Source organism: Nocardia sp. NPDC057353 (genome assembly GCF_042667085.1).
GTDB lineage: Bacteria > Actinomycetota > Actinomycetes > Mycobacteriales > Mycobacteriaceae > Nocardia.
This window is the reverse complement of the sequence record NZ_JBHVAK010000003.1, coordinates 42050-66309: the sequence shown is the minus strand read 5'-3', so window position 1 is coordinate 66309 and position 24260 is coordinate 42050. Positions and strand designations below refer to the sequence as shown.

Genomic DNA, 24260 nt, shown 5'->3' with positions numbered 1-24260 from the left:
GACGACGGTAGATTGGATCGGTGGTCAGCAGCGGGATCGAAGCGGTGGAGGCGTTCGCGCCCGTGTAACGGGCGGACCGGGGCAGACAGATATATGCCTACGAAGATTTTTGCCTGATTGAGATGAAACTGGATCCGGAGACGCACGGCGCCCCGCGGTAACGGGTGGGCGCCTCTTCGGGTGTCGTCGGGGAGCGCTCACGCGGTGTTCCGGAAGCGAGGTTACGGTTGGACCGGCTGGATTTCGGCGGAAACGACGAAACTGGTGACGCTCGGGGAGCTGCCGTCGAGTACTTCCCGCTTTCGCCTGCTCAGCTGGGCATTTGGTACGCGCAGCACGTGGACCCGCAGGTTCCCGTCACCATCGCGCAGTACGTCGATCTGCACGGCGATCTCGACCCCGAGCTGCTGCTCCAGGCCAGCATCCGCGCCTCGCTGGAGACCGGCTCCGGCTTCCTGCGGATCATCGAGCGGGACGGGGAGCCGCTGCAGGGCGTCGACCCCTCGCTTCCTGCCGAGCAGGAGTACGTCGACCTGCGTGGCGCCGCCGACCCGGAGGCCGCCGCCGCCGAGTGGATGCGCGCCGAGTACTCGCGCCCGCTGGACATCGTCTCCGACCGGCTGATCAAGACCGCCGCGCTGCAGCTCGGCGAGCACCGCTGGTACTGGTACACCCGCATCCACCACATCGCGCTGGACGGCCTCGCCGCCACCAACTACGTGGCCAGGATCGCCGAGCTCTACACCGCGGAGACCCGCGGCGAGGAGCCCGCCGCCGCCAAGGCCACCCCGCTGCGCACGCTGTACGACGCCGAGATCGCCTACCGGGACAGCTCCCGCTTCGACACCGACCGCGAGTACTGGGCCGCGCGGGTCGAGGGGCTGGAGGAGGGCACCAGCCTCACCGGCCGCTCCGCCCCGCCGTCGGCGCTGAACAACGTGGCCAGCGCCGCGCTCACCGACGCGCAGGACGACCTGCTCGCCGCCGCCGTCGCCAAGCACGACAACACCCCGGCCGGGCTGCTGATCGCCGCCTTCGGCGCCTACCTGGCCCAGCTCACCGGCGCCGAGGACGTCATCCTCAGCCTCCCGGTGACCGCCCGCACCACCGCCGCCATGCGCCGCGCGGGCGGCGTGACCTCGAACATCGTCCCGCTGCGGCTGGCCGTCGGGTACGACAGCACCGTGGCCGACCTGCTCAAGCGGGTTCAGGTCGAGGTCTCCGGCGCGCTGCGGCACCAGCGCTACCGGCACGAGGACATCCGCCGCGACGCGGCGGGCGACGGCGTTGTCACCACGGAGTTCTTCGGGCCGTGGGTCAACATCATGCTGTTCCACAGCGAGATCGTGCTGGGCGAGATGACCGGTCGGTTGAACGTGCTCTCCACCGGCAGCATCGAGGACCTGGGCGTCAACTTCTACCAGTCCACCACCGGCAGCCACACGCACATCGACTTCGAGACGAACCCGAACCTCTACAGCGCCGACGAGGGGGCCACGCACCACGCGCGGTTCCTGGAGTTCTTCCAGCGGTTCCTGGCCGCCGACGCGGACACGAAGGTGTGGAGCCTGCCCGCGACCACCGCCGCGGAGCGGGATCGCACCCTGGTCGAGTGGAACGACGCCGAGCAGGACGTGCCGACTACCACGCTGGTGGCGCTGCTCGACGAGCAGATCGCGCGCACTCCCGAGCGAACCGCGCTGCACTTCGAGGGGACGAGTCTGTCCTACGCCGAGTTCGGCGCGCGGGTGAACCAGCTCGCCCGCTACCTGGTCGACCAGGGCGTCGGGCCGGAGTCGCTGGTCGCGCTGGGCATGCGGCGTTCGCTGGAACTGGTCATCGGCATGCACGCGGTCCTGCGCGCGGGCGGCGCGTACGTGCCGATCGACCCCGACCACCCGGCCGAGCGGACCGCCTACATCCTCGACAGTGCGGACCCGGTCTCGGTCCTGACCCTGTCCACCGACGGGCTGGAGCTGCCCGACGGGGTGCAGCGGGTCGAGCTGGACACCCTCGACGTCTCCGCCTACCCGGCCGGGCCGCTCACCGACGACGACCGGTGGGCGCCGCTGGTGCCGGAGAACACCGCGTACGTCATCTACACCTCCGGCTCGACCGGGCGCCCGAAGGGCGTCGCGGTCACCCACCACGCGATCGTGAACCAGCAGCTGTGGATGCTGGACGAGTACCGGCTCACCGAGCACGACGTCTACCTGCAGAAGACCGCCACCACCTTCGACGTCTCGCTGTGGGGCTACTTCCTGCCGCTGATGTCCGGCGGTGAGCTGGTCGTCGCCGCGCCGGACGGGCACCGCGACCCGCTGTACGTGGCCGAGACCATCGCCCGCCACCGGGTCACCGTCACCGACTTCGTCCCGTCGATGCTCACGGTGTTCGTCGCGCACGCCACCGCCGAGCAGATCGCCACGCTGCGTGCGGTGTTCGTGATCGGTGAAGCCCTGCCGCCGGAGACCGCGGCCGGGCTGCGCGCCATCTCCACGGCCGGGCTGCACAACCTCTACGGCCCGACCGAGGCCGCGGTCTCGGTGACCTACTGGGAAGCCACCGCCGCCGACACCGTCACCGTCCCGATCGGCATCCCCGAGTGGAACGTGCAGGTCTACGTCCTCGACAACCGGCTGCGCCCCGCCGCGATCGGTGCGCCGGGCGAGCTGTACCTGGGCGGGCGTCAGCTGGCCCGCGGCTACCGCGGCCGCCCCGACCTGACCTCGGACCGCTTCGTGGCCAACCCGTTCGGGAACCCCGGCGAGCGGATGTACCGCACCGGCGACCTGGTCCGCTGGAACAGCGACGGCGTGCTCGAGTACATCGGCCGCACCGACTTCCAGGTCAAGTTCCGCGGCCAGCGCATCGAACTCGGCGAGATCGAGACGGTCCTGCTCGCCAACCCGGCCATCAGCCAGGCCGCCGTGCTGGTGATGGACACCGCCACCGGCCAGCAGCTGGTGGCCTACGTGGTCCCCGCCCCCGGCGCCACCGTCGACCCCGCGGTCGCGACCAGGGCCGCCGCCGAGCGGCTGCCGAGCTACATGGTCCCCGCCGCGCTCGTCGTGCTGGACGCCTTCCCGCTGAACACCAGCGGCAAGCTGGACCGCAGGGGGCTGCCGGAGCCGGTGTTCACCGCCGACGCCGCCGGTTTCCGCGCCCCGCGCACCGCGGCCGAGGAGATCGTCGCAGGCATCTTCGCCGACGTGCTCAGCCAGGAGCGGGTCGGCGCGGACGACAACTTCTTCGAGCTGGGCGGCAACTCGCTGGTCGCCACCCAGGTGGTGGCGCGGATCAGCGCCGCCTTCGGCATCCGGCTCGGGGTGCGCGCGCTCTTCGAGACGCCGACCGTGGCCGGGATCGCGGCCAGGGCCGAGCACGGCGCCCCGGCCGAGGTGGCCCGCCCCGCGCTGGTCGCGCGGCAGCACCCGGAGCTGGTTCCGCTCTCGCTGGCGCAGCAGCGGATGTGGTTCCTGAACCAGTTCGACCCCACCGTGCCGACCTACAACCTGCCCTTCGTGGTGCGGCTGCGCGGCCACGTCGACGTCCCCGCGCTGCAGCTGGCGCTCACCGACGTTGTCGCGCGCCAGGAGTCGCTGCGCACCGTCTTCCCGGACGCGGACGGCGGCTTCCAGAAGGTGCTGCCGATCGAGGCGGTCGACCTCGGCATCACGCTGCAGACCATCGAGGCCGCCGAGCTCCCCGGTGAGCTGCGCGGCTTCGCCGCCCGCGGGTTCGACGTCTCCGAGGACCTGCCGATCCGGATGCGGGTGTTCCACCTCGCCGGTTCGCACAACGGCACCGGCGACTACGCGGTCGCCTTCGTCGTGCACCACATCGCCGCCGACGGCTTCTCCTTCGGCCCGCTGGCCCGCGACTTCGCCGCCGCCTACCTGGCGCGGGCGGCGGGGCAGGAGCCGAGCTGGGCGCCGCTGCCGGTGCAGTACCGCGACTACACGCTGTGGCAGCGCGAGCTGCTCGGCACCGAGTCCGACCCGGACTCCATGGCCGCCGGGCAGATCGCCTACTGGCGCGAGACGCTTGCCGACCTGCCCGACCAGCTGGACCTGCCGTTCGACCGCCCGCGCCCGCAGGCGCAGAGCTTCCGCGGCGCGCAGCTCGGCTTCGACATCGACGCGGAGCTGCACGCGCAGCTGGCCGCGCTCGCGCGCGCCGAGGGCGTCACCCTGTTCATGGTCGTGCACGCCTCGCTGGCGCTGCTGCTCTCCCGGCTCTCCGGCAGCTCCGACATCGCGATCGGCACCCCGATCGCGGGCCGCGGGGAAGAGGCGCTGGACGACCTGATCGGCATGTTCGTCAACACCCTCGTGCTGCGCTCGCAGCTGCGGCCGGGGCAGAGCTTCACCGAGTTCCTCGCCGCGGCGCGGGAATCGGACCTCGCCGCCTTCGCGCACGCCGACGTTCCGTTCGAGCGGCTGGTCGAGGTGCTGAACCCGACCCGCTCCCAGGCGCGGCACCCGCTGTTCCAGGTCATGCTCTCCTTCCAGGAGCTCTCGCACGGCACCGTCGAGCTGCCCGGCCTTTCGGTCTCCGCCGAGGAGCTCGAGGTCGCCATCGCCAAGTTCGACCTGCAGTGGACGCTGACCGAGCACCGCGGGGCGCAGGGCCAGGCGGGCGGCATCGCCGGTGTCGTGAACTTCGCGACCGACCTCTTCGACGCCGCGACGGTGGCCTCGTTCGCCGAGCGCTTCGTGCGGGTGCTGCGGGCCGTCGTCGCCGACCCGACGGTGCCGGTCGGCGCGGTCGAGGTGCTGGACGCCGCCGAGCGCGCCGACCTGATCGCCAGGACCGGCACCCCCGCGGTGCCGCCGCGCCCGCTCGCCGAGCTGATGACCGCGGCCGCCGCGGTCGACCCGGCCGCGCCCGCGGTGGTCTACGACGGCGTGACGACCTCCTACGCCGAGCTGGACGAGCGGTCGAACCGCCTGGCGCGGCTGCTCATCGCCGAGGGGATCGGTCCGGAGGACCTGGTCGCCGTCGGCGTCCCGCGGTCGGCGGACTCGGTCTTCGCCGCCTGGGCGGTCGCCAAGACCGGGGCGGCGTTCGTCCCGGTCGACCCGAACTACCCGGCCGAGCGGATCGCGCACATGGTCACCGACTCGGGGTCGCCGATCGGGCTGACGGTGCGGTCGGTGCGCGCCGGGCTGCCGGAGTCGGTGCGCTGGCTGGTGCTCGAGGAGCTGGAGCTCGCGGGCTTCGACGGCTCCGCGATCACCGACGCCGATCGGGTGCGGGCGCTGCGGCCGGATCACCCGGCCTACGTCATCTACACCTCGGGCTCCACCGGTGTGCCCAAGGGTGTCGTGGTGGCGCACTACGGGCTGGCGAACTTCGCCACCGAGCAGGCCGAGCGGTTCGGGCTCGACTCCCGCACCCGCGCACTGCACTTCGCCTCGCCGAGCTTCGACGCCTCGATCCTGGAGCTGCTGCTCGCGGTGGTGCACGGCGGCGCGCTGGTCGTGGTGCCGACCGGGGTGTACGGCGGCGAGGAGCTCTCCGAGCTCATCCGCGACGAGGCGGTCACGCACGCCTTCATCACCCCGGCCGCGCTGGCCACCTTCGACTCCTCCGGGCTGGACACGCTGCGCGTGCTGATCGCCGGTGGCGAGGCGACCCCGCCGGAGCTGGTCGCCAAGTGGGCGGTCCCGCTGCCGGACGGCACCATCCGCGCCTTCCACAACGGCTACGGCCCGACCGAGACCACGGTCATGACCAATATCAGCGACGCGCTGGTGCCCGGCGAGCCGGTGACCATCGGCGGCCCGATCCGCGGCATGCACTCGCTGATCCTGGACGCGCAGTTGCGGCCGGTCCCCGTCGGTGTCGCGGGGGAGCTGTACCTGTCCGGCATCCAGCTGGCGCGCGGCTACCACGCCCGCCGCGGGCTGACCGCGGAGCGGTTCGTGGCGCACCCGTTCGTGGCGGGTGCGCGGATGTACCGCACCGGTGACGTTGTCCGCTGGACCCGCACCGGCGAGGTCGAGTACGTGGGCCGCTCGGACTTCCAGGTGAAGGTGCGCGGCTTCCGCATCGAGCTGGGTGAGATCGACGCGGCGCTGGCCGCGCACGAGAGCGTGGACTTCGCGGTCACCATCGGCCACCGCGGCACCGCGGGCGGCACCTCGCTGGTGTCGTACGTCGTCGCCGCGCCCGGGAAGTCGATCGACGTGCCTGAACTGACCGAGCACGTCGAGGCCAGGCTGCCCGGGTACATGGTGCCGTCCTCGATCATGGTGCTGGACCGGATCCCGCTGACCCCGGTGGGCAAGCTGGACCGCAAGGCGCTGCCCGCCCCGGTCTTCGAGGTCAAGGAGTTCCGGGCGCCGTCGACGCCGATCGAGGAGATCGTCGCCGCGATCTTCGCGGAGGTGCTCGACCTGCCTCGGGTCGGCGTCGACGACGACTTCTTCGAGCTGGGCGGCAACTCGCTGATCGCCACCCAGGTGGCGTCGCGGGTCGGCATCGCGCTGGACACCAGGGTGCCGGTGCGCACGGTCTTCGAGGCGCCGACCGTCGCCGCGCTCGCCGCGCGGGTGGAGTCCCAGGCGGGCGAGGGCGCGCGTAAGGCGCTGGTCGCCAGGGAGCGGCCGGAGCAGGTGCCGCTCTCGCTGGCGCAGCAGCGCATGTGGTTCCTGAACCGCTTCGACACCGCCTCCGCCGTCAACAACATCCCGGTCGCGATCCGGCTCTCCGGCGAGCTCGACATCGCCGCGCTGCAGGTCGCCGTGATCGACGTGATCGACAGGCACGAGTCGCTGCGCACCGTCTTCCCGGAGACCGTCGGCGGGCCCGTCCAGGTGGTGCTCGACGCCGCGCAGATCGTCCCCGACCTGACGCCGTACCGGGTCAGCGAGGACACGCTCTTCGACCACCTGATCGACCTCGCGACCATGGCGTTCGACGTCACCAGCGAGGTGCCGCTGCACGCGCGGCTCTTCGAGATCAGCGAGACCGAGTACGTGCTCTGCATGGTCGTGCACCACATCTCGGCCGACGGCTGGTCGATGGCGCCGCTCTCCAGGGATGTGATCGTCGCCTACGCGGCGCGCACCACCTGGGAGGCGCCCGCCTGGGTCGAGCTGCCCGTCCAGTACGCCGACTACGCGCTGTGGCAGCGCGAGGTGCTCGGCTCGGAGGACGACCGGGAGTCGCTGATCTCCGCGCAGATCGACTACTGGTCGCGCGAGCTCGCCGACCTGCCGGACGAGCTGGTCCTGCCCGCCGACCGCCCGCGCCCCGCGGTGGCGAGCTACCGCGGCGGCACCTACTCGTTCGTGATCTCGGCCGCCACCCAGCACGCTCTGGTGGAGCTGGGCCGCAAGCACAACGCCTCGCCGTTCATGGTCATGCACAGCGCGCTCGCGGTGCTGCTGGCCCGGCTCTCCGGCACCGACGACATCGCCATCGGCACCCCGATCGCGGGCCGCGGCGAGGCCGCGCTGGACGACCTGGTCGGCATGTTCGTCAACACCCTGGTGCTGCGCACCGGCGTGGCCGCCGGGCAGTCCTTCGCCGAGCTGCTCGCGCAGGCGCGCGAGACCGACCTGCACGCCTTCGCGCACGCCGACCTGCCGTTCGAGCGGCTGGTCGAGATCCTGAACCCGGCGCGCTCGCAGGCCAGGCACCCGCTGTTCCAGGTCATGCTGGCGTTCCAGAACACCAAGCAGGCCAGGCTCGAGCTGCCCGGGCTCTCGGTCACCGGCATCGACTACGACGCCAACCTGGCCAAGTTCGACCTGCAGCTCACCCTGCAGGAGATCCGGGACGACAGCGGCGAGGCGGCGGGGATGTCCGCCGAGTTCTCCTACGCCGTCGACCTCTTCGACGAGGCGACCGTCGCCGCCTTCGCGCACCGGCTGGACCGGGTGCTCGCGGCCGTCATCGCCGACCCCGACCTCCCGGTCGGCGACATCTCGCTGCTCGACGCCGCCGAGACCGAGCTGGCGCTGCGCGGCTGGAACGACACCGCCTACCCGCTCGACCCGGCGGAGACGCTGGTCTCCGCCTTCGCCGCGCAGCAGCGGCGCACCCCGGACGCCGTCGCCCTCGTCGACCCGGCGACCGGAACGACGCTCACCTACGCCGAGTTCGGCGCGCGGGTGCACCGGCTGGCCAGGTACCTGGTCGCGGCGGGCGCGGGCCCGGAGCGGCTGATCGGGCTGGCGCTGCGGCGCTCGGTCGACCTGGTGGTCGCCGCGTACGCGGTGCAGGCGGCGGGCGGCGGCTACGTCCCGCTCGACCTGGACCAGCCCGCCGAGCGGATCGCGCACGTCCTGCAGACCGCGCGCCCCGCGGCCGTGCTGACCAGCGCGGACACCGGCTTCACCGCAAACGGCACCCCGGTGCTCGTGCTCGACGACCTCGACCTCGACGGCTACGCCGACACCCCGCTCACCGACGCCGACCGGAACGCCCCGCTGCGCCCGGAGCACCCGGCGTACGTCATCTTCACCTCCGGCTCCACCGGCCGCCCCAAGGGCGTGGCGCTGCCGCACTCGGCCGTGCTCAACCAGGTCCGCTGGATCACCGCCGAGTACGGCATCGGCGCCGACGACGTGGTGCTGTTCAAGACCCCGGCGACCTTCGACGTGTCGGTGTGGGAGCTGTTCGGCCCGCTGAGCGTCGGCGGGCGCATGGTGGTCGCGAGCCCGGACGGCCACCGCGACCCGGCCTACCTGGCCGATGTCATCGCGGCCGAGCGGGTCACCATGACCTCGTTCGTCCCGTCCATGCTCAGCGTCTTCGCGAGCACCGTCGAGGCCGCCGGAATCGGTTCCGGCGCGCTGGATTCGCTGCGCGCGCTGCTGGTCGCCGGTGAGGCCTTCACCGCCGACGCGGTGCAGGCGCTGCGCCGGGTCTCGACCGCCGAGCTGCACAACCTGTACGGCCCCACCGAGTTCGCGGTGCACGCCACGCACCACCCGGTGCCCGCCGAGGTCGCGGGTGCGGTGCCGATCGGCCTCCCGGTGTGGAACGCCGAGGCGTACGTGCTCGACGCCAGGTTGCACCCCGTCGCCCCCGGTATCGCGGGTGAGCTCTATCTCGCGGGCGCCCAGCTGGCCCGCGGCTACTTCGGCCGCGCCGACCTGACCGCCGACCGCTTCGTGGCGAACCCGTTCGGGGCGCCGGGCGCGCGCATGTACCGCACCGGCGACCTGGTGACCCGCGATCGCTCCGGCGCCATCGTCTACCTGGGCCGCACCGACTTCCAGGTGAAGCTGCGCGGCCTGCGCATCGAGCTCGGCGAGATCGAGACCGCGCTGACCGCGCACGAAACGGTCGCGCAGGCCGTCGCGCTGGTGCGCAGCGACGGCAGGACCGGCGACCAGCTGGTCGCCTACGTGGTGCCCGCCGCGGGCGCCGCCGTCGACCTGGACGAGCTGCGCGCGCACCTGGGCGCGGTGCTCCCCTCGTACATGGTGCCCGCCGCCTTCGTCGTGCTCGACGCCATGCCGCTGAGCCCGAACGGCAAGCTGGACCGGCGCGCGCTGCCGGTGCCGGTCTTCGAGGCCCGCACCTTCCGCGCTCCGTCCACGCCGATCGAGGAGATCGTGGCGGGCGTCTTCGCCGAGGTGCTCGGCGTCGACACCGCCGAGCGCGCGGTCGGGCTGGACGACGACTTCTTCGAGCTGGGCGGCAACTCGCTGGTCGCCACCCAGGTGGTGGCCAGGCTCGGCGCCGCGCTCGACACCAGGGTGCCGGTGCGGATGATCTTCGAGGCACCCACCGTCGCCGCGCTGGCGGCCCGCATGGAGACCACCGCCGGTGCGGGCGGCCGCCCGGCGCTCACACCGCGGCCGCGGCCGGAGTACCCGCCGCTCTCGCTGGCCCAGCAGCGGATGTGGTTCCTCAGCCGCTTCGAGTCCGACTCCGCCGCCTACAACATCCCCGCGGCGGTGCGGCTGCACGGCTCGCTCGACATCGACGCGCTGCGCGCCGCGGTCGCCGACGTGATCCAGCGGCACGAGTCGCTGCGCACCGTCTACCCGTCGCACGACGGCATCGCCTACCAGCAGGTCCTGCCGACCGCGAAGGCCATCCCCGCGCTCGACGTGGTCCCGCTGGACGAGGCCGGGATCGCCCCCGCGCTGCACGAATTCGTGCTCAGCGGCTTCGACGTCACCACCCAGCCGCCGGTCCGGATGCGGGTGTTCCAGGTCGAGCCGCGGATCGACCACAGCCGCTGGCGCGACACCACGCAGGACTACGTGCTCGCCGTCGTTGTACACCACATCGCCGCCGACGGCGTCTCCATGCGCCCGCTGGTCCGCGACCTGATGGCCGCCTACGTGGCACGCAGCAGCGAGGCGGCGCCGAGCTGGGCGCCGCTGCCGGTGCAGTACGTGGACTACGCGCTCTGGCAGCGCGAGACGCTCGGCACCGAGGACGACCCGGGCTCGCTGGTCGCCGCGCAGCTCGACTACTGGAAGAGCACGCTCGCCGGGCTGCCCGAGGAGCTGCGGCTCGGCACCGCCCAGCGCCCCGCGGTCGCGACCTACCGCGCGGGCACGCACCGCTTCACCGTGCCCGGCGAGCTCATCGAGGAGCTGAACCAGCTCGCGCACGCGGGCGGCACCACGCTGTTCATGGTGGTGCACAGCGCCTTCGCGCTGCTGCTCTCCCGGCTCAGCGGCTCGGACGACATCGCGGTCGGCATCCCGGTCGCGGGCCGCGGCGAGGCCGCACTCGACGACCTGGTCGGCATGTTCGTCAACACCCTCGTGCTGCGCACGGCGGTGGACACCGCGACCCCGTTCAGCGAGCTGCTCGGCCAGGTGCGCGAGCGCGACCTGCAGGCCTTCGCGCACGCCGACCTGCCCTTCGAGCGGCTGGTCGAGGTGCTGAACCCGGCCCGCTCGCAGGCGCGGCACCCGCTCTTCCAGGTCATGCTCTCGTTCCAGAACATGGGCCGCACCTCGCTGGAGCTGCCGGGGCTGCGCGTGGCCGAGCTGGAGCTGGACGCCCCGACCGCCAAGTTCGACCTGCAGCTCACCCTGGGCGAGACCCCGGTCGGCACGCACATCGGCCCGGCCGGGATCCGCGGCGGCGGCGCGGGCGCCATGGACGCCGAGCTGGTCTTCGCGCTCGACCTCTTCGACGCGGGCTTCGCCGACGCCTTCGCCAGGCGCTTCGTCCGGGTGCTGCGCGGCATCGCCGCCGACCCGGACATCGCCGTCGGCGACATCGACCTGCTGGACGACGCCGAGCGGCAGACCGTGCTGCGCCGCTGGAACGACACCGAGTTCGGCGTCGACGCCGCGCTCACCTCGCCGGTCGGCGATGCCGCCGCCGCGACCCTGGTCTCCATGTTCGAGGCGCAGGCCGCCCGCACCCCGGACGCCTACGCGCTCACCTTCGAGGGGACGAGTCTGACCTACGCCGAGTTCGCGAGCCGGGTGCACCGGCTGGCGCGCTGGCTCAAGCAGCACGGCGTCGGCCCGGAGTCGTACGTGGCGCTCGGCATGCGCCGCTCGCTCGACCTGGTGATCGGCATGTACGCCATCGGCGCCGCCGGCGGCGCCTACGTGCCGCTCGACCCGGACCACCCGGCCGAGCGGATCGACCACATCCTGGAGACCGCCCGCCCGGTCTGCGTGCTCACCTCCGGCGCGGACCTGGAGAGCGCGCTGGCCAGGCAGGTCAGGATCGACGAGCTGGACCTCTCCGGCTACTCCGACGCCCCGCTCACCGACGCCGACCGGCACCGGCCGCTGCGGCCGGGCAACACCGCGTACGTCATCTTCACCTCCGGCTCCACCGGCAGGCCGAAGGGCGTCGCGGTCTCGCACGCCGCGATCGTGAACCGCCTGGTCTGGGCGCACGCGCAGTACGGCCTCGCCGCCGACGACGTGGTGCTGCAGAAGACCCCGGCCACCTTCGACGTGTCGGTGTGGGAGTTCTTCTGGCCGCTGCAGGTCGGCGCGCGGCTGGTGGTGGCGCGGCCGGACGGGCACCGGGACCCGGTGTACCTGGCCCGGCTGATCACCGAGGAGCAGATCACCACGGTGCACTTCGTGCCGTCCATGCTCTCGCTCTTCGTGAACGAGGAGCGGGCCGCGGACTGCACCGTCATCCGCAATGCCTTCGCCTCCGGCGAGGCGCTGCCCGCGGGCGCCGCGCAGAAGCTGCGGCAGCTGACCGGCGCCAGGCTGCACAACCTGTACGGCCCCACCGAGGCCGCGGTCGAGGTGACCTTCCACGAGGTCACCGATGCCGACACGCAGACCGTGCCGATCGGCGCCCCGGTCTTCAACACCCAGGTCTACGTGCTGGATTCGCGGCTGCGGCCGGTGCCGCCCGGGGTGCCGGGCGAGCTGCACCTGGCGGGCGCGCAGCTCGCCTACGGCTACGTCGGCCGCCCCGACCTGACCTGCGACCGCTTCGTGGCCAACCCCTTCGACGCCGGGCGGCGCATGTACCGCACCGGCGACCTGGTGGTCTGGACGCCGGACGGCGAGCTGGAGTACCTGGGCCGCACCGACTTCCAGGTCAAGCTGCGCGGCCTGCGCATCGAGCTGGGCGAGATCGAGGGCGCGCTCACCGCGCAGGACGCGGTCTCGCAGTCCGTGGTCGTGGTCCGCTCGGACGAGCACACCGGCGACCAGCTCGTCGCCTACCTGGTGGCGAACCCGGACCGGGTGATCGACGTCGAGGCGGTCAAGGCCGAGCTCACGCACCGGCTCCCGGCCTACATGGTCCCCGCCGCCTACGTGGTGCTCGACGCCTTCCCGCTGAACCCCTCCGGGAAGCTGGACCGCAAGGCGCTGCCCGCGCCGGTCTTCGAGGCCAGGGTCTTCCGCGCCCCGGCCACCCCGGTGCAGGAGATCGTGGCGAGCGTCTTCGCCGAGGTGCTCGGCGCCGACCGGGTCGGGCTGGACGACGACTTCTTCCAGCTCGGCGGCAACTCGCTGGTCGCCACCCAGGTGGCGGCCCGGCTCGGCGAGGCGCTGGACACCAGGATCCCGGTGCGCGCGCTCTTCGAGTCGTCAACGGTGGCCGCGCTGGCCGCCACGGTGGAGTCCGCCGCGGGCGCGGGCAGGGCGCCGCTGGTGGCGCGCGAGCGGCCCGAGCTGGTGCCGCTCTCCCCGGCGCAGCAGCGCATGTGGTTCCTGAACCGCTTCGACAGCCGCACCGCGGTGAACAACATCCCGATCGCGATCCGGCTCTCCGGCACCCTGGACGTCGCCGCGCTGAACGCCGCGGTCGCCGACCTGGTTGCCAGGCACGAGACGCTGCGCACGATCTACCCCGAGGTGGACGGCGACGGCTTCCAGCGCGTCCTCGCCGCCGAGGACGTCCCGGTCGAACTCGTCGCCGAGCCGGTGCAGGCGGGCACGCTGCCCGCGCGCATCGTGGAGCTGGCGAGCACGCACTTCGACGTCACCGCCGAGGTGCCGTTCCGGGCGAGCCTGCTCGCGCTGAACGAGCGCAACCACGTGCTGGTGCTGGTCATGCACCACATCTCCGGCGACGGCTTCTCGCTGCGGCCGCTGCTGCGCGACGTGGTGATCGCCTACACCGAGCGCACCCGCGGCGAGGCCCCCACCTGGGCCCCGCTGGAGGTGCAGTACGCCGACTACGCGCTCTGGCAGCGCGACGTGCTCGGCAGCGAATCCGACCCGGAGTCGGTGGCGGCCAAGCAGATCGGCTACTGGACCGAGCAGCTACGCGACCTGCCCGACCAGATCGAGCTGCCCGCCGACCGCACCCGCCCCGAGATCGCCTCGAACGCCGGTGGGCTGCACAGCTTCGCGCTCGACCCGGAGCTGCACCGCGGCCTCACCGAGCTGGCGCGGGCCCGCGGCACCACGCTCTTCATGGTCATGCACGCGGCGCTCGCCACCTGGGCGGCGCGGCTCTCCACCGGCACCGACATCGCCATCGGCACCCCCATCGCGGGCCGCGGCGAGCGGGCGCTGGACGACGTGGTCGGCATGTTCGTCAACACCCTCGTGCTCCGCACCGAGGTCCGCCCGGACGCCCGCTTCGGCGAGCTGCTGGAGCAGGTGCGCCGCACCGACCTGGCCGCCTTCGCGCACGCCGACGTCCCGTTCGAGCGGCTGGTCGACGTGCTCAGCCCGGCCCGCTCGCAGGCGCACCACCCGCTCTTCCAGGTGGCGCTGACCTTCGAGGCGGCCTCGGCCACCGAGATGGGCACCGTCGCGCTGCCCGGGCTCGAGCTGAGCGCGGTCGACTTCGACGCGGGCACCGCCAAGTTCGACGTGCAGCTCACCGTCGGCGAGGCCGCCGACGGCTCGCTCGCGCTGAGCTGGAACTACGCCACCGAACTCTTCGACCCCGCCACCGTTGTGTCCTTCGCCGAGCGGCTGACCCGGATCCTGCGCGCCGTCGCGGACGATCCGGACGTGGTCGTCGGCGATATCGACCTGCTCGGCGAGCGCGAGCGGCTGGACCTCTCGGAGCGCTGGGTGCGCGCCGGGGTCGACTCCTACGCGGGCCGCTTCGCCGACCCGGGCGCCACCCTGGTCGACCTCTTCGACGGCATCGTGGCCGAGCACGGCCCGCGCACCGCGGTGACCTTCGGCGCCGATACCCTCACCTACTCCGAGCTGGACCGGCGGGCGAATGTGCTGGCCCGCCGGCTCATCGAGGAGGGCGCGGGGCCGGAGCAGCTGGTCGCGGTGATCCTGCCGCGCTCGCTGGACCTGGTGGTCGCGCTGCTGGCCGTGGTCAAGGCGGGCGCGGGGTACGTGCCGGTCGACCCGACCTACCCGGCCGACCGCATCGCCTACGTGCTGGCCGACTCGAAGCCCACCAGCGTGATCGTGGACTCCACCGTGCAGGTGGAGCTGCCCGCCGGGCTGCCGCGCGTGGTGCTGGACGGCTACGCCGTCGAGGCAGGCGACATCGAGGACGCCGACGACGGCCCGGTCACCGACGCCGACCGGATCGCTCCGCTGTCGGCGGGCAATATCGCCTACGTCATCTACACGTCCGGCTCGACCGGCCGCCCCAAGGGCGTCCCGGTGCAGCACGGCAACGTGGTCCGGCTGCTGGCCAACACCGACGCCGACTTCGGCTTCGGCCCGCGCGACGTGTGGACCCTGTTCCACTCCTTCGCCTTCGACTTCTCGGTCTGGGAGCTGTGGGGCCCGCTGGCCTTCGGCGGCAGGCTCGTGGTCGTCGACTACTACACCTCGCGCTCGCCCGAGCAGTTCCTGGAGCTGCTCCGGGACGAGCGGGTCACCGTGCTCAACCAGACCCCGTCGGCCTTCTACCAGCTGGCCGAGGCGGACCGGAACGCCGACCCGGCGGCCGCGCCGCTCGCGCTGCGCGCGGTGGTCTTCGGCGGCGAGGCGCTGGAGCTGCGCAGGCTCGGCGACTGGGTCGCCAGGCACGGCGACACCGCGCCGGTGCTGGTGAACATGTACGGCATCACCGAGACCACGGTGCACGTCTCGTACCGCCCGCTGGACGCGGCGACCATCGCCACCGCCTCCGGCTCGGTCGTCGGCCGGGCCATCCCCGGGCTGGGCATCCACGTGCTGGACGAGCGGCTGCGGCCGGTCCCGGTCGGGGTCTCCGGCGAGATGTACGTCTCCGGCAGGCAGCTGGCCCGCGGCTACCTCGGCCGCCCCGACCTCTCCGCGGCCCGCTTCGTGGCCGGGCCGGACGGCACGCGGCTGTACCGCTCCGGCGACCTCGCGCGCTGGAACCGCGGCGGCGAGCTGGAGTACCTGGGCCGCGCCGACGACCAGGTCAAGGTGCGCGGCTTCCGGATCGAGCTCGGCGAGATCGAGTCCGCGGTGCTGGCCCAGGCCGGCGTCGCGCAGGCGGCGGTCGTGGTCCGCGAGGACCAGCCGGGCGACCAGCGGATCGTCGCCTACATCGTGGCCGAGCCGGGGGCTACCCCGGATCTGGACGCCGTGCGCACCGGCGCCGCCGAGCGGCTGCCCGCGTACATGGTGCCCGCCGCGCTGGTCCGGCTGGAGTGGATCCCGCTCACCGTGAACGGCAAGCTGGACCGCCGCGCGCTGCCCGCCCCGGCGGCGCAGGCCCGCGCCTTCCGCGCCCCGGTCACCCCGGTGCAGGAGGCCGTCGCCGCGGTCTTCGCCGAGGTACTCGACCTGGAGCGGGTCGGCGTCGACGACGACTTCTTCGACCTGGGCGGCAACTCGCTCATCGCCACCAGGGTCGCGGCCAGGATCGGCGCCGCGCTCGGCACGACGGTTCCGGTGCGGACCCTGTTCGAGGCCTCCACCGTCGAGGCGCTCGCCGCCCGCGTGGAGTCGCACACCGGCGGGCCCGAGCGGGCGCCGCTGGTCCCGCGGGTACGCGGCGACGCGCTGGTGCCGCTCTCCTTCGCGCAGCAGCGCATGTGGTTCCTGAACAAGTACGACACCGCCTCCGCGGCGTACAACCTGCCGATCGCCATCCGGCTGACCGGCGCGCTCGACGTCGACGCGCTGCGGCTCGCCGTGGCCGACGTGGTGCGCAGGCACGAGTCGCTGCGCACCCGCTACCCGGAGCACGGCGGCACCCCGACCCAGGTGGTCGTCCCGGTCGAGGAGGTCGCGCTCGACCTCGCCCCGGTCGAGGTCGCCGCCGCCGCGCTGGTCGAGGCGGTCACCGCCTTCGTCAGCACCGGATTCGACGTCGCCGAACAGGTTCCGCTGCGCACCCGGCTCTACCGGGTGGCAGCCGAGGAGCACGTGCTCGTGGTCGTCGTGCACCACATCGGCGCCGACGGCTTCTCGGTCGGCCCGCTGACCCGCGACGTCATGGTGGCCTACACCGCGCGCACCCAGGGCAGCGATCCCGGCTGGGCGCCGCTCGCGGTGCAGTACGCCGACTTCGCGATCTGGCAGCGCGAGGTGCTCGGCACCGAGGACGACCCGGACTCCCTGATGGCGCGCCAGGTCGCGTACTGGCAGCGCGCGCTCGCCGACGTCCCGGACGAGCTCACGCTGCCCGCCGACCGCCCGCGCCCGGCCGTCGCGAGCCTGCGCGGCGCCACGCTGTACGACGAGATCCCGGCCGAGCTGGTGGCCGGGCTGGAGGAGATCGCCCGCGCCGAGGGCGCCTCGCTCTTCATGGTCGTGCACAGCGCGCTCGCGGTGCTGCTGGCCCGGCTCTCCGGCACCGACGACATCGCCATCGGGACCCCGATCGCGGGCCGCGGCGAGGCCGCGCTGGACGACCTGGTCGGCATGTTCGTCAACACCCTGGTGCTGCGCACCGGCATCGAGCCGGGCGAGTCCTTCGCCGAGCTGGTCGGCAAGGCGCGCCGCACCGACCTGGACGCCTTCGGCCATGCCGACGTCCCGTTCGAGCGGCTGGTCGAGCTGCTCGCGCCGGAGCGCTCGCAGTCCCGCAACCCGCTCTTCCAGGTCATGCTGGCCTTCCAGAACCTGGACCGCGGCACGCTGGAGCTGCCCGGCCTCTCGGTCTCCGCGCTCGACCTGGACGAGGAGGTCGCCCGCTTCGACCTCCAGTTCACCCTCGCGCAGAACAGCGCGGGCGGGCTCGCGCTCGGGCTCACCTACGCCACCGAGCTCTTCGACGAGGCCACCGCGGCCGCGTTCGTGCGGCGCTGGTTGCGGGTGCTCACGGCGGTCGCTGCCGACCCGTCGATCGCGGTCGGCGGGATCGACGTGCTCGATGCCGGGGAGCGCGCGGACCTGGTGTCGCGCACGGGAACCCCCGCTGTCACCCCGCGTCCGCTGCCGGAGCTGTTCACCATCGGCGCGCCCGATGCGCCCGCGGTGGTGTTCCGCGGGGAGACGGTTACCTACGGTGAGTTGGACGAGCGCTCCAACCGCCTGGCGCGGTTGTTGATCGAGGCCGGGGTCGGTACCGAGGACCTGGTCGCGGTCGGTGTTCCGCGGTCGGCGGATTCGGTGCTGGCGGCGTGGGCGGTCGCCAAGACCGGTGCCGCGTTCGTTCCGGTGGACCCGAACTACCCGGCCGAGCGGATCGCGCACATGGTCACCGACTCGGGCTCGCCGCTCGGGTTGACCGTGCGCGAGGTCCGCGACGGGCTGCCGGAATCGGCGCGCTGGCTGGTGCTGGAGGACGTGGACCTCTCCGAGTGGGACGGTTCGCCCATCACCGACGCCGAGCGGCTGCGCCCGCTGCGTCCGGAGCACCCGGCCTACGTCATCTACACCTCGGGTTCGACCGGCGTGCCCAAGGGCGTGGTGGTCACGCATTCGGGTTTGGCGAACTTCGGTGAGGAGCAGGCGGAGCGCTACGCCCTCGATTCCGATTCGCGCGCACTGCATTTCGCGTCGCCGTCCTTCGACGCCTCCATCCTGGAGCTGCTGCTGGCGCTGGCCCGCGGCGGCGCGCTGGTCGTGGTCCCGCCCGGGGTATACGGCGGCGACGAGCTCTCCGAACTCATCCGCTCTCAGCGGGTGACCCATGCCTTCATCACCCCGGCCGCGCTGGCCACCTTCGACCCGTCCGGGCTGGACACGCTGCGCGTGCTGGTCGCGGGCGGCGAGGCGTGCCCGCCGGAGCTGGTCGCCAAGTGGGCGGTCCCGCTGGCGGACGGCACGATCCGCGCCTTCCACAACGGGTACGGCCCGACCGAGACCACCATCATGACCAACATCAGCGACGCGCTGGTGCCCGGCGAGCCGGTGACCATCGGCGGCCCGACCAAGGGCATGCAGTCGCTGATCCTGGATGCCAGGCTCCGGCCGGTCCCGGTGGGTGTCGCGGGTGAGCTGTACCTGTCCGGCATCCAGCTGGCCCGCGGCTACCACGCCAGGCCGGGCCTGACCGCCGAGCGGTTCGTGGCCAACCCGTATGTGGACGGCGCGCGGATGTACCGCACCGGTGACGTGGTCCGCTGGACCCGCACCGGCGAGGTCGAGTACGTCGGCCGCTCCGACTTCCAGGTCAAGGTGCGCGGCTTCCGCATCGAGCTGGGCGAGATCGACGCCGCGCTGGCCGCGCACCCGACCGTCGACTTCGCCACCACCGTCGGGCACAAGGCGGAGAACGGCGCCACCACGCTGGTGGCGTACGTCGTCGCCGCACCGCGGCAGTCGATCGACGTGGCGGAGCTGACCGCGCACGTGGAGGAGAGCCTCCCGGCGTACATGGTCCCGTCCTCGATCATGGTGCTGGACCACATCCCGCTCACCCCGGTGGGCAAGCTGGACCGCAGGGCGCTGCCGGAGCCGGTCTTCGCGACCGAGGTCGCCTTCCGCGCCCCGCGCACCCCGATCGAACACACCATCGCCGAGGTCTTCGCCGAGGTGCTCGGCGTGGAGCGGGTCGGCGTCGACGACTCCTTCTTCGCGCTCGGCGGCGACTCCATCGTCTCCATCCAGCTGGTCTCCCGGGCCAAGGCGCGCGGCGTGGTCTTCTCCCCGCGGCACGTCTTCGAGCAGCGCACGGTGGCCGGGCTGGCCGCGGTCGCGGAGACCGCGGACGCCGAGATCACCCAGCAGCCCGCGCTGGACGAGCTGCCCGGCGGCGGCGTCGGCCGGATGCCGCTCACCCCGGTGGTGCGGTTCATGGCCGAGCGGCCCGGCGGCTTCGGCCGGTTCCACCAGATGCTGGCGCTGGAGCTGCCGGTCGGCATCGACCGGGCCGGGATCGCCGCCACCGTCGGCGCGGTCGTCGACCGGCACGACATGCTGCGCGCCCGGCTGCGCCGCGAGGGCGCGGACTGGGTGCTGGAGACCACCGGCCCCGGGTCGGTGGAGGTCGACGCGCTCATCGACCGCGTCGAGTTCGACGTCGTCGCCAGCGACGCCGACCTGCTGCAGATCGCCGAGGCTGCGGTCGACGCCGCGCTGGACCGGCTCGACCCGGCCGCGGGCATCGTGATCCGCTTCGTCTGGCTGGCGCCGACCGAGGCGAACCGCGCGGGCAGGCTGATCGTGGTCGCGCACCACCTGGTGGTGGACGGCGTCACCTGGCGCATCCTGGTCCCGGACCTGGTCACCGCGTGGGGCCAGCTCTCTGCGGGCGGCACCCCCGAGCTGGTCGCCCCTGCCACCTCCATGCGGTCATGGGCGCACGCGCTGGAGCAGCAGGCGAACAGCGCCGAGCGCATCGCCGAGCTGGACTTCTGGCGCGGCGTGGTGAACGGCCCTGACCCGCTGCTCACCGACCGGCCGATGGACCCCGCGGTCGACGTCTCCGGCGTGATCGAGAAGGTCCAGGTCCGGGTCTCGCCCGAGGTCACCCGGACGCTGCTCACCACCGTCCCGGCGCTGTTCCACGGCGGCGTGAACGACGGCCTGCTCACCGCGCTCACCCTGGCCACCGCCAAGTGGCGGGCGCGCCGCACCGCCGAGCGCGCAGGCTCGCTGCTGCTCCGGCTGGAGGGGCACGGCCGCGAGGAGGAGATCGTGCCCGGCGCCGACCTCTCCCGCACGGTCGGCTGGTTCACCGCCATCTTCCCGGTCCGCTTCGACCTGGCCGGGATAGACGTGGACGCCGCGCTCACCGGCGGCCCCGCGCTCGGCCGGGCGCTCAAGGCCGTCAAGGAGCAGCTGCTCGCGGTGCCGGACAAGGGCATCGGCTACGGCATGCTGCGCTACCTGAACCGCGGCACCGCCGCCGACCTGCCCGAGCAGCTGCCCGGCCAGGTCAGCTTCAACTACCTGGGCCGGGTCTCGGACACCGACGTGCCCGAGGCGCTGCGCGGCTTCGGCTGGATCCCCGCCGCCGAGCTCGGCGCGCTCGCCGCGGGCTACGACGCCGACATGCCCGCCATGGCGCCGCTCGACCTGAACGCCATCGTCACCGGCGACACCCTGGTCACCACCATCGGCTACCCGAGCACCCTGCTCGACGCCGCCGAGGTGCGCGAGTTCGCCGAGCTCTGGGTCACCGCGCTGGAGGCCGTCGCGCGGCACGCGCAGTCCGCCGACGCGGGCGGGCACACCCCCGCCGACTTCGGGCTGGTGCGCAGCACGCAGGCCGACATCGAGAACTGGGAGCAGCGCTTCCCGGCGCTGGCCGACGTCTGGCCGCTCTCCGCGCTGCAGGCCGGGCTGCTCTTCCACGCCAGGCTCGCCGCGGGCTCGGTCGACGTCTACACCTCGCAGATCACGCTCACCCTGACCGGCCGGGTGGACTCGACCCGGCTGCGCGCCGCCGCGCAGGCGCTGCTCGACCGCTACGACAGCCTGCGCACCGCGTACGTCACCGACGCCGAGGGCAACCCGGTGCAGGTGGTGCTGAACAGCGTCCGCGTACCGTGGGCCGAGCACGACAGGTCCAACGGTGGCGCCGCCAGGTCCGACACGGCCGCCGGTTCCGTCGAGGAGCTGATCGCCGAGGACCGGGCCCGCCCCTTCGACCTGGCCGCGCCGCCGCTCATCCGCTTCACCCTGATCAAGGTGGCCGCGGACCGCTGGCAGTTCGTGGTCTCCAACCACCACATCCTGCTCGACGGCTGGTCCATGCCGCTGCTCATGCGGGACCTGCTCATGCTCTACGCGGTCCACGCCGACCAGGGCGTGCTGCCCGCGGTGCGGTCGTACCGGCACTTCCTGGAGTGGGTCGGCAGGCAGGACCAGGCCGCCTCGGTGGCGGTCTGGGCCGACGCGCTGCGCGGCGTCACCGAGCCGACGCTGCTGGCACGGCCGGACGCCGGGCGCGAGATCACCGCGCTCGCAGGCGAGTACCTCTTCGAGCTGGACGAGCCCGCCACCGCGCGGCTCACCGGGCTGGCGGCCACGCTCGGCGTCACCCCGAACACCGTGCTGCAGGTGGCGTGGGCGGTGCTCGTCGGCCGGATGACCGGCCGCGAGGACGTGCTCTTCGGCACCACCGTCTCCGGCCGCCCCGCGCAGCTCACCGGCGTGGAGTCGATGGTCGGGCTCTTCATCAACACCGTCCCGGTGCGGGTCCGCTTCGACCCGGCCGAGCCGGTGCGCGCGCTGCTCGCCCGCACCCAGGGCGAGCAGGCCGACCTGCTCGACCACCACTACGTCGGGCTCGCCGACATCCAGGCCGCGGCCGGGATGAGCAACCTCTTCGACACCCTCGTGGTGTTCGAGTCCTACCCGGTGGACGCCGAGGGCATCCAGGCCCAGGCCGCCGATATCGACGGCATGGCGGTCACCGCGCTGGAGGCCACCGACGCCACGCACTACCCGCTCACCCTGATCGCGCAGCTCGACGCCAAGCTGCGCATTCGGGCAGGCTACCTGCGCGACCTCTTCGACGAGGGCACCGTGCGCCGGATCGCCGACCGCCTGGTGCGGGTGCTGGCGACCATGACCGCGGAGCCGGACACCGCCGTCGGCGACATCGCGCTGCTCGACGCCGTCGAGCGCGCCGAGGTCACCACCGGCTGGAACGACACCGCCTTCGACATCCCGGCCGCGCTGGCAGGCCAGTACGGCGCCGAGCCCGAGCACACCCTGCCCGCGCTCTTCCAGGCGCAGCTCGCGGCCACTCCGGACGCGCCCGCGCTGGTGTTCGAGGGGACAGCTCTGTCCTACGACGAGTTCGCGGGCCGGGTCTTCCGGCTGGCCCGCTGGCTGGTCGAGCGCGGCGTCGGCCCGGAGTCCTTCGTGGCGCTCGGCATGCGGCGCTCGCTGGACCTGGTGATCGGCATGTACGCCGTCACCGCCGCGGGCGGCGCCTACGTGCCGCTCGACCCGGACCACCCGGCCGAGCGCACCGAGTACATCCTGGCCACCGCCGACCCGGTCTGCGTGCTGACCTCCGGCGACGACCTGGAGATCGACACCGCCCAGGTCCGGATCGACCTGCTCGACCTGGAGAACCTGGACGACACCCCGCTCACCGACATCGACCGGCGCGCCCCGCTGCGCCCGGGCAACACCGCGTACGTCATCTTCACCTCCGGCTCCACCGGCAGGCCGAAGGGCGTCGCGGTCTCGCACGCGGCGATCGTGAACCGCCTGGTCTGGATGCAGGCCGAGTACGGCCTGACCGCTGCCGACACCGTGCTGCAGAAGACCCCCGCCACCTTCGACGTCTCGGTGTGGGAGTTCTTCTGGCCGCTGCAGGTCGGCGCGCGCCTGGTGGTCGCCAAGCCGGACGGCCATCGCGACCCGCAGTACCTGGCCGAGGTCATCGAGGCCGAGCGCGTCACCGTCACGCACTTCGTCCCCTCCATGCTCGCCGTCTTCGTGAGTTCGATGGCGGCGTTCGCGGGGCCCTCCGTGGTTACGCAGGCTTCCTCCTCCGGGCCTGACGCGAACGCCGCGGCCGACGCCGCCGCGGTCGGCAGCACCTCGCTGCGCGCGGTCTTCGCCTCCGGCGAGGCGCTCGGCCCGAAGCCCGCGCACCGGCTGCGCGAGCTCACCGGCGCCGCGCTGCACAACCTGTACGGCCCCACGGAGGCCGCGGTCGACGTCACCTACCACGAGGTCGTCGACGCCGACACGGTCACCGTCCCGATCGGCGCCCCGGTCTTCAACACCCAGGTGTACGTGCTGGATGCGCGGCTGCGGCCGGTCCCGGTGGGTGTCGCGGGCGAGCTGTACCTGGCGGGCGACCAGCTGGCCCGCGGCTACGTCGCGCGGCCGGACCTGACCGCGGACCGCTTCGTGGCGAACCCGTTCGGCATCGACGGCGCCCGCATGTACCGCACCGGCGACCTGGTCGCCTGGACCCAGGACGGCGAGCTGGAGTACCTGGGCCGCACCGACTTCCAGGTCAAGCTGCGCGGCCTGCGGATCGAGCTCGGCGAGATCGAGCAGGCGCTGGCCGGGCTGGACGAGATCGCCCAGGCGGTCGTCGTGGTCCGCGGCGACCAGCACACCGGCGACCAGCTGGTGGCGTACGTGATTCCGGTGGCCGAGCAGCGGATCGACACCGAGGCGGTGCGCGAGGAGCTGGGCAGGCGGCTGCCCGCCTACATGGTCCCGGCGCTGCTCATCGCGCTGGACGAGTTCCCGCTCAACGCCTCCGGCAAGCTGGATCGAAAGGCGCTGCCCGCGCCGGTCTTCGAGGCCGCGGTCTTCCGCGCCCCGACCACCCCGGTCGAGGAGATCGTCGCCGACGTCTTCGCCGACGTGCTCGGCGTGCCCAGGGTCGGGCTGGACGACGACTTCTTCGCGCTCGGCGGCAACTCGCTGAGCGCCACCCAGGTGGCGGCCAGGCTGGCCGCCGCGCTCGACACCGAGATCGGCGTGCGCGAGCTCTTCGAGGCCTCGACGGTGGCCGCGCTGGCCGCCCGCGCCGAGAGCAGCGCGGGCGCGGGGGCGCGCGCCGCGCTGGTGCCGCAGCCGCGGCCGGAGCGGGTGCCGCTCTCGCTGGCGCAG

General features: G+C 73.1%; 1 protein-coding gene (cut by a window edge). It reads left to right on the top strand.

Features of this window, described 5'->3' with window-relative positions; translation table 11 throughout:
* The first annotated feature begins 227 nt into the window (after positions 1-227).
* Positions 228-24260 carry the 5' portion of a non-ribosomal peptide synthase/polyketide synthase gene (locus ACFUUZ_RS02250; RefSeq protein ID WP_378691611.1) on the top strand. The gene runs 12996 nt beyond the window's last position, so 24033 of the gene's 37029 nt are visible here — the first part of the coding sequence; its start codon is at positions 228-230; the stop codon falls past the right edge of the window.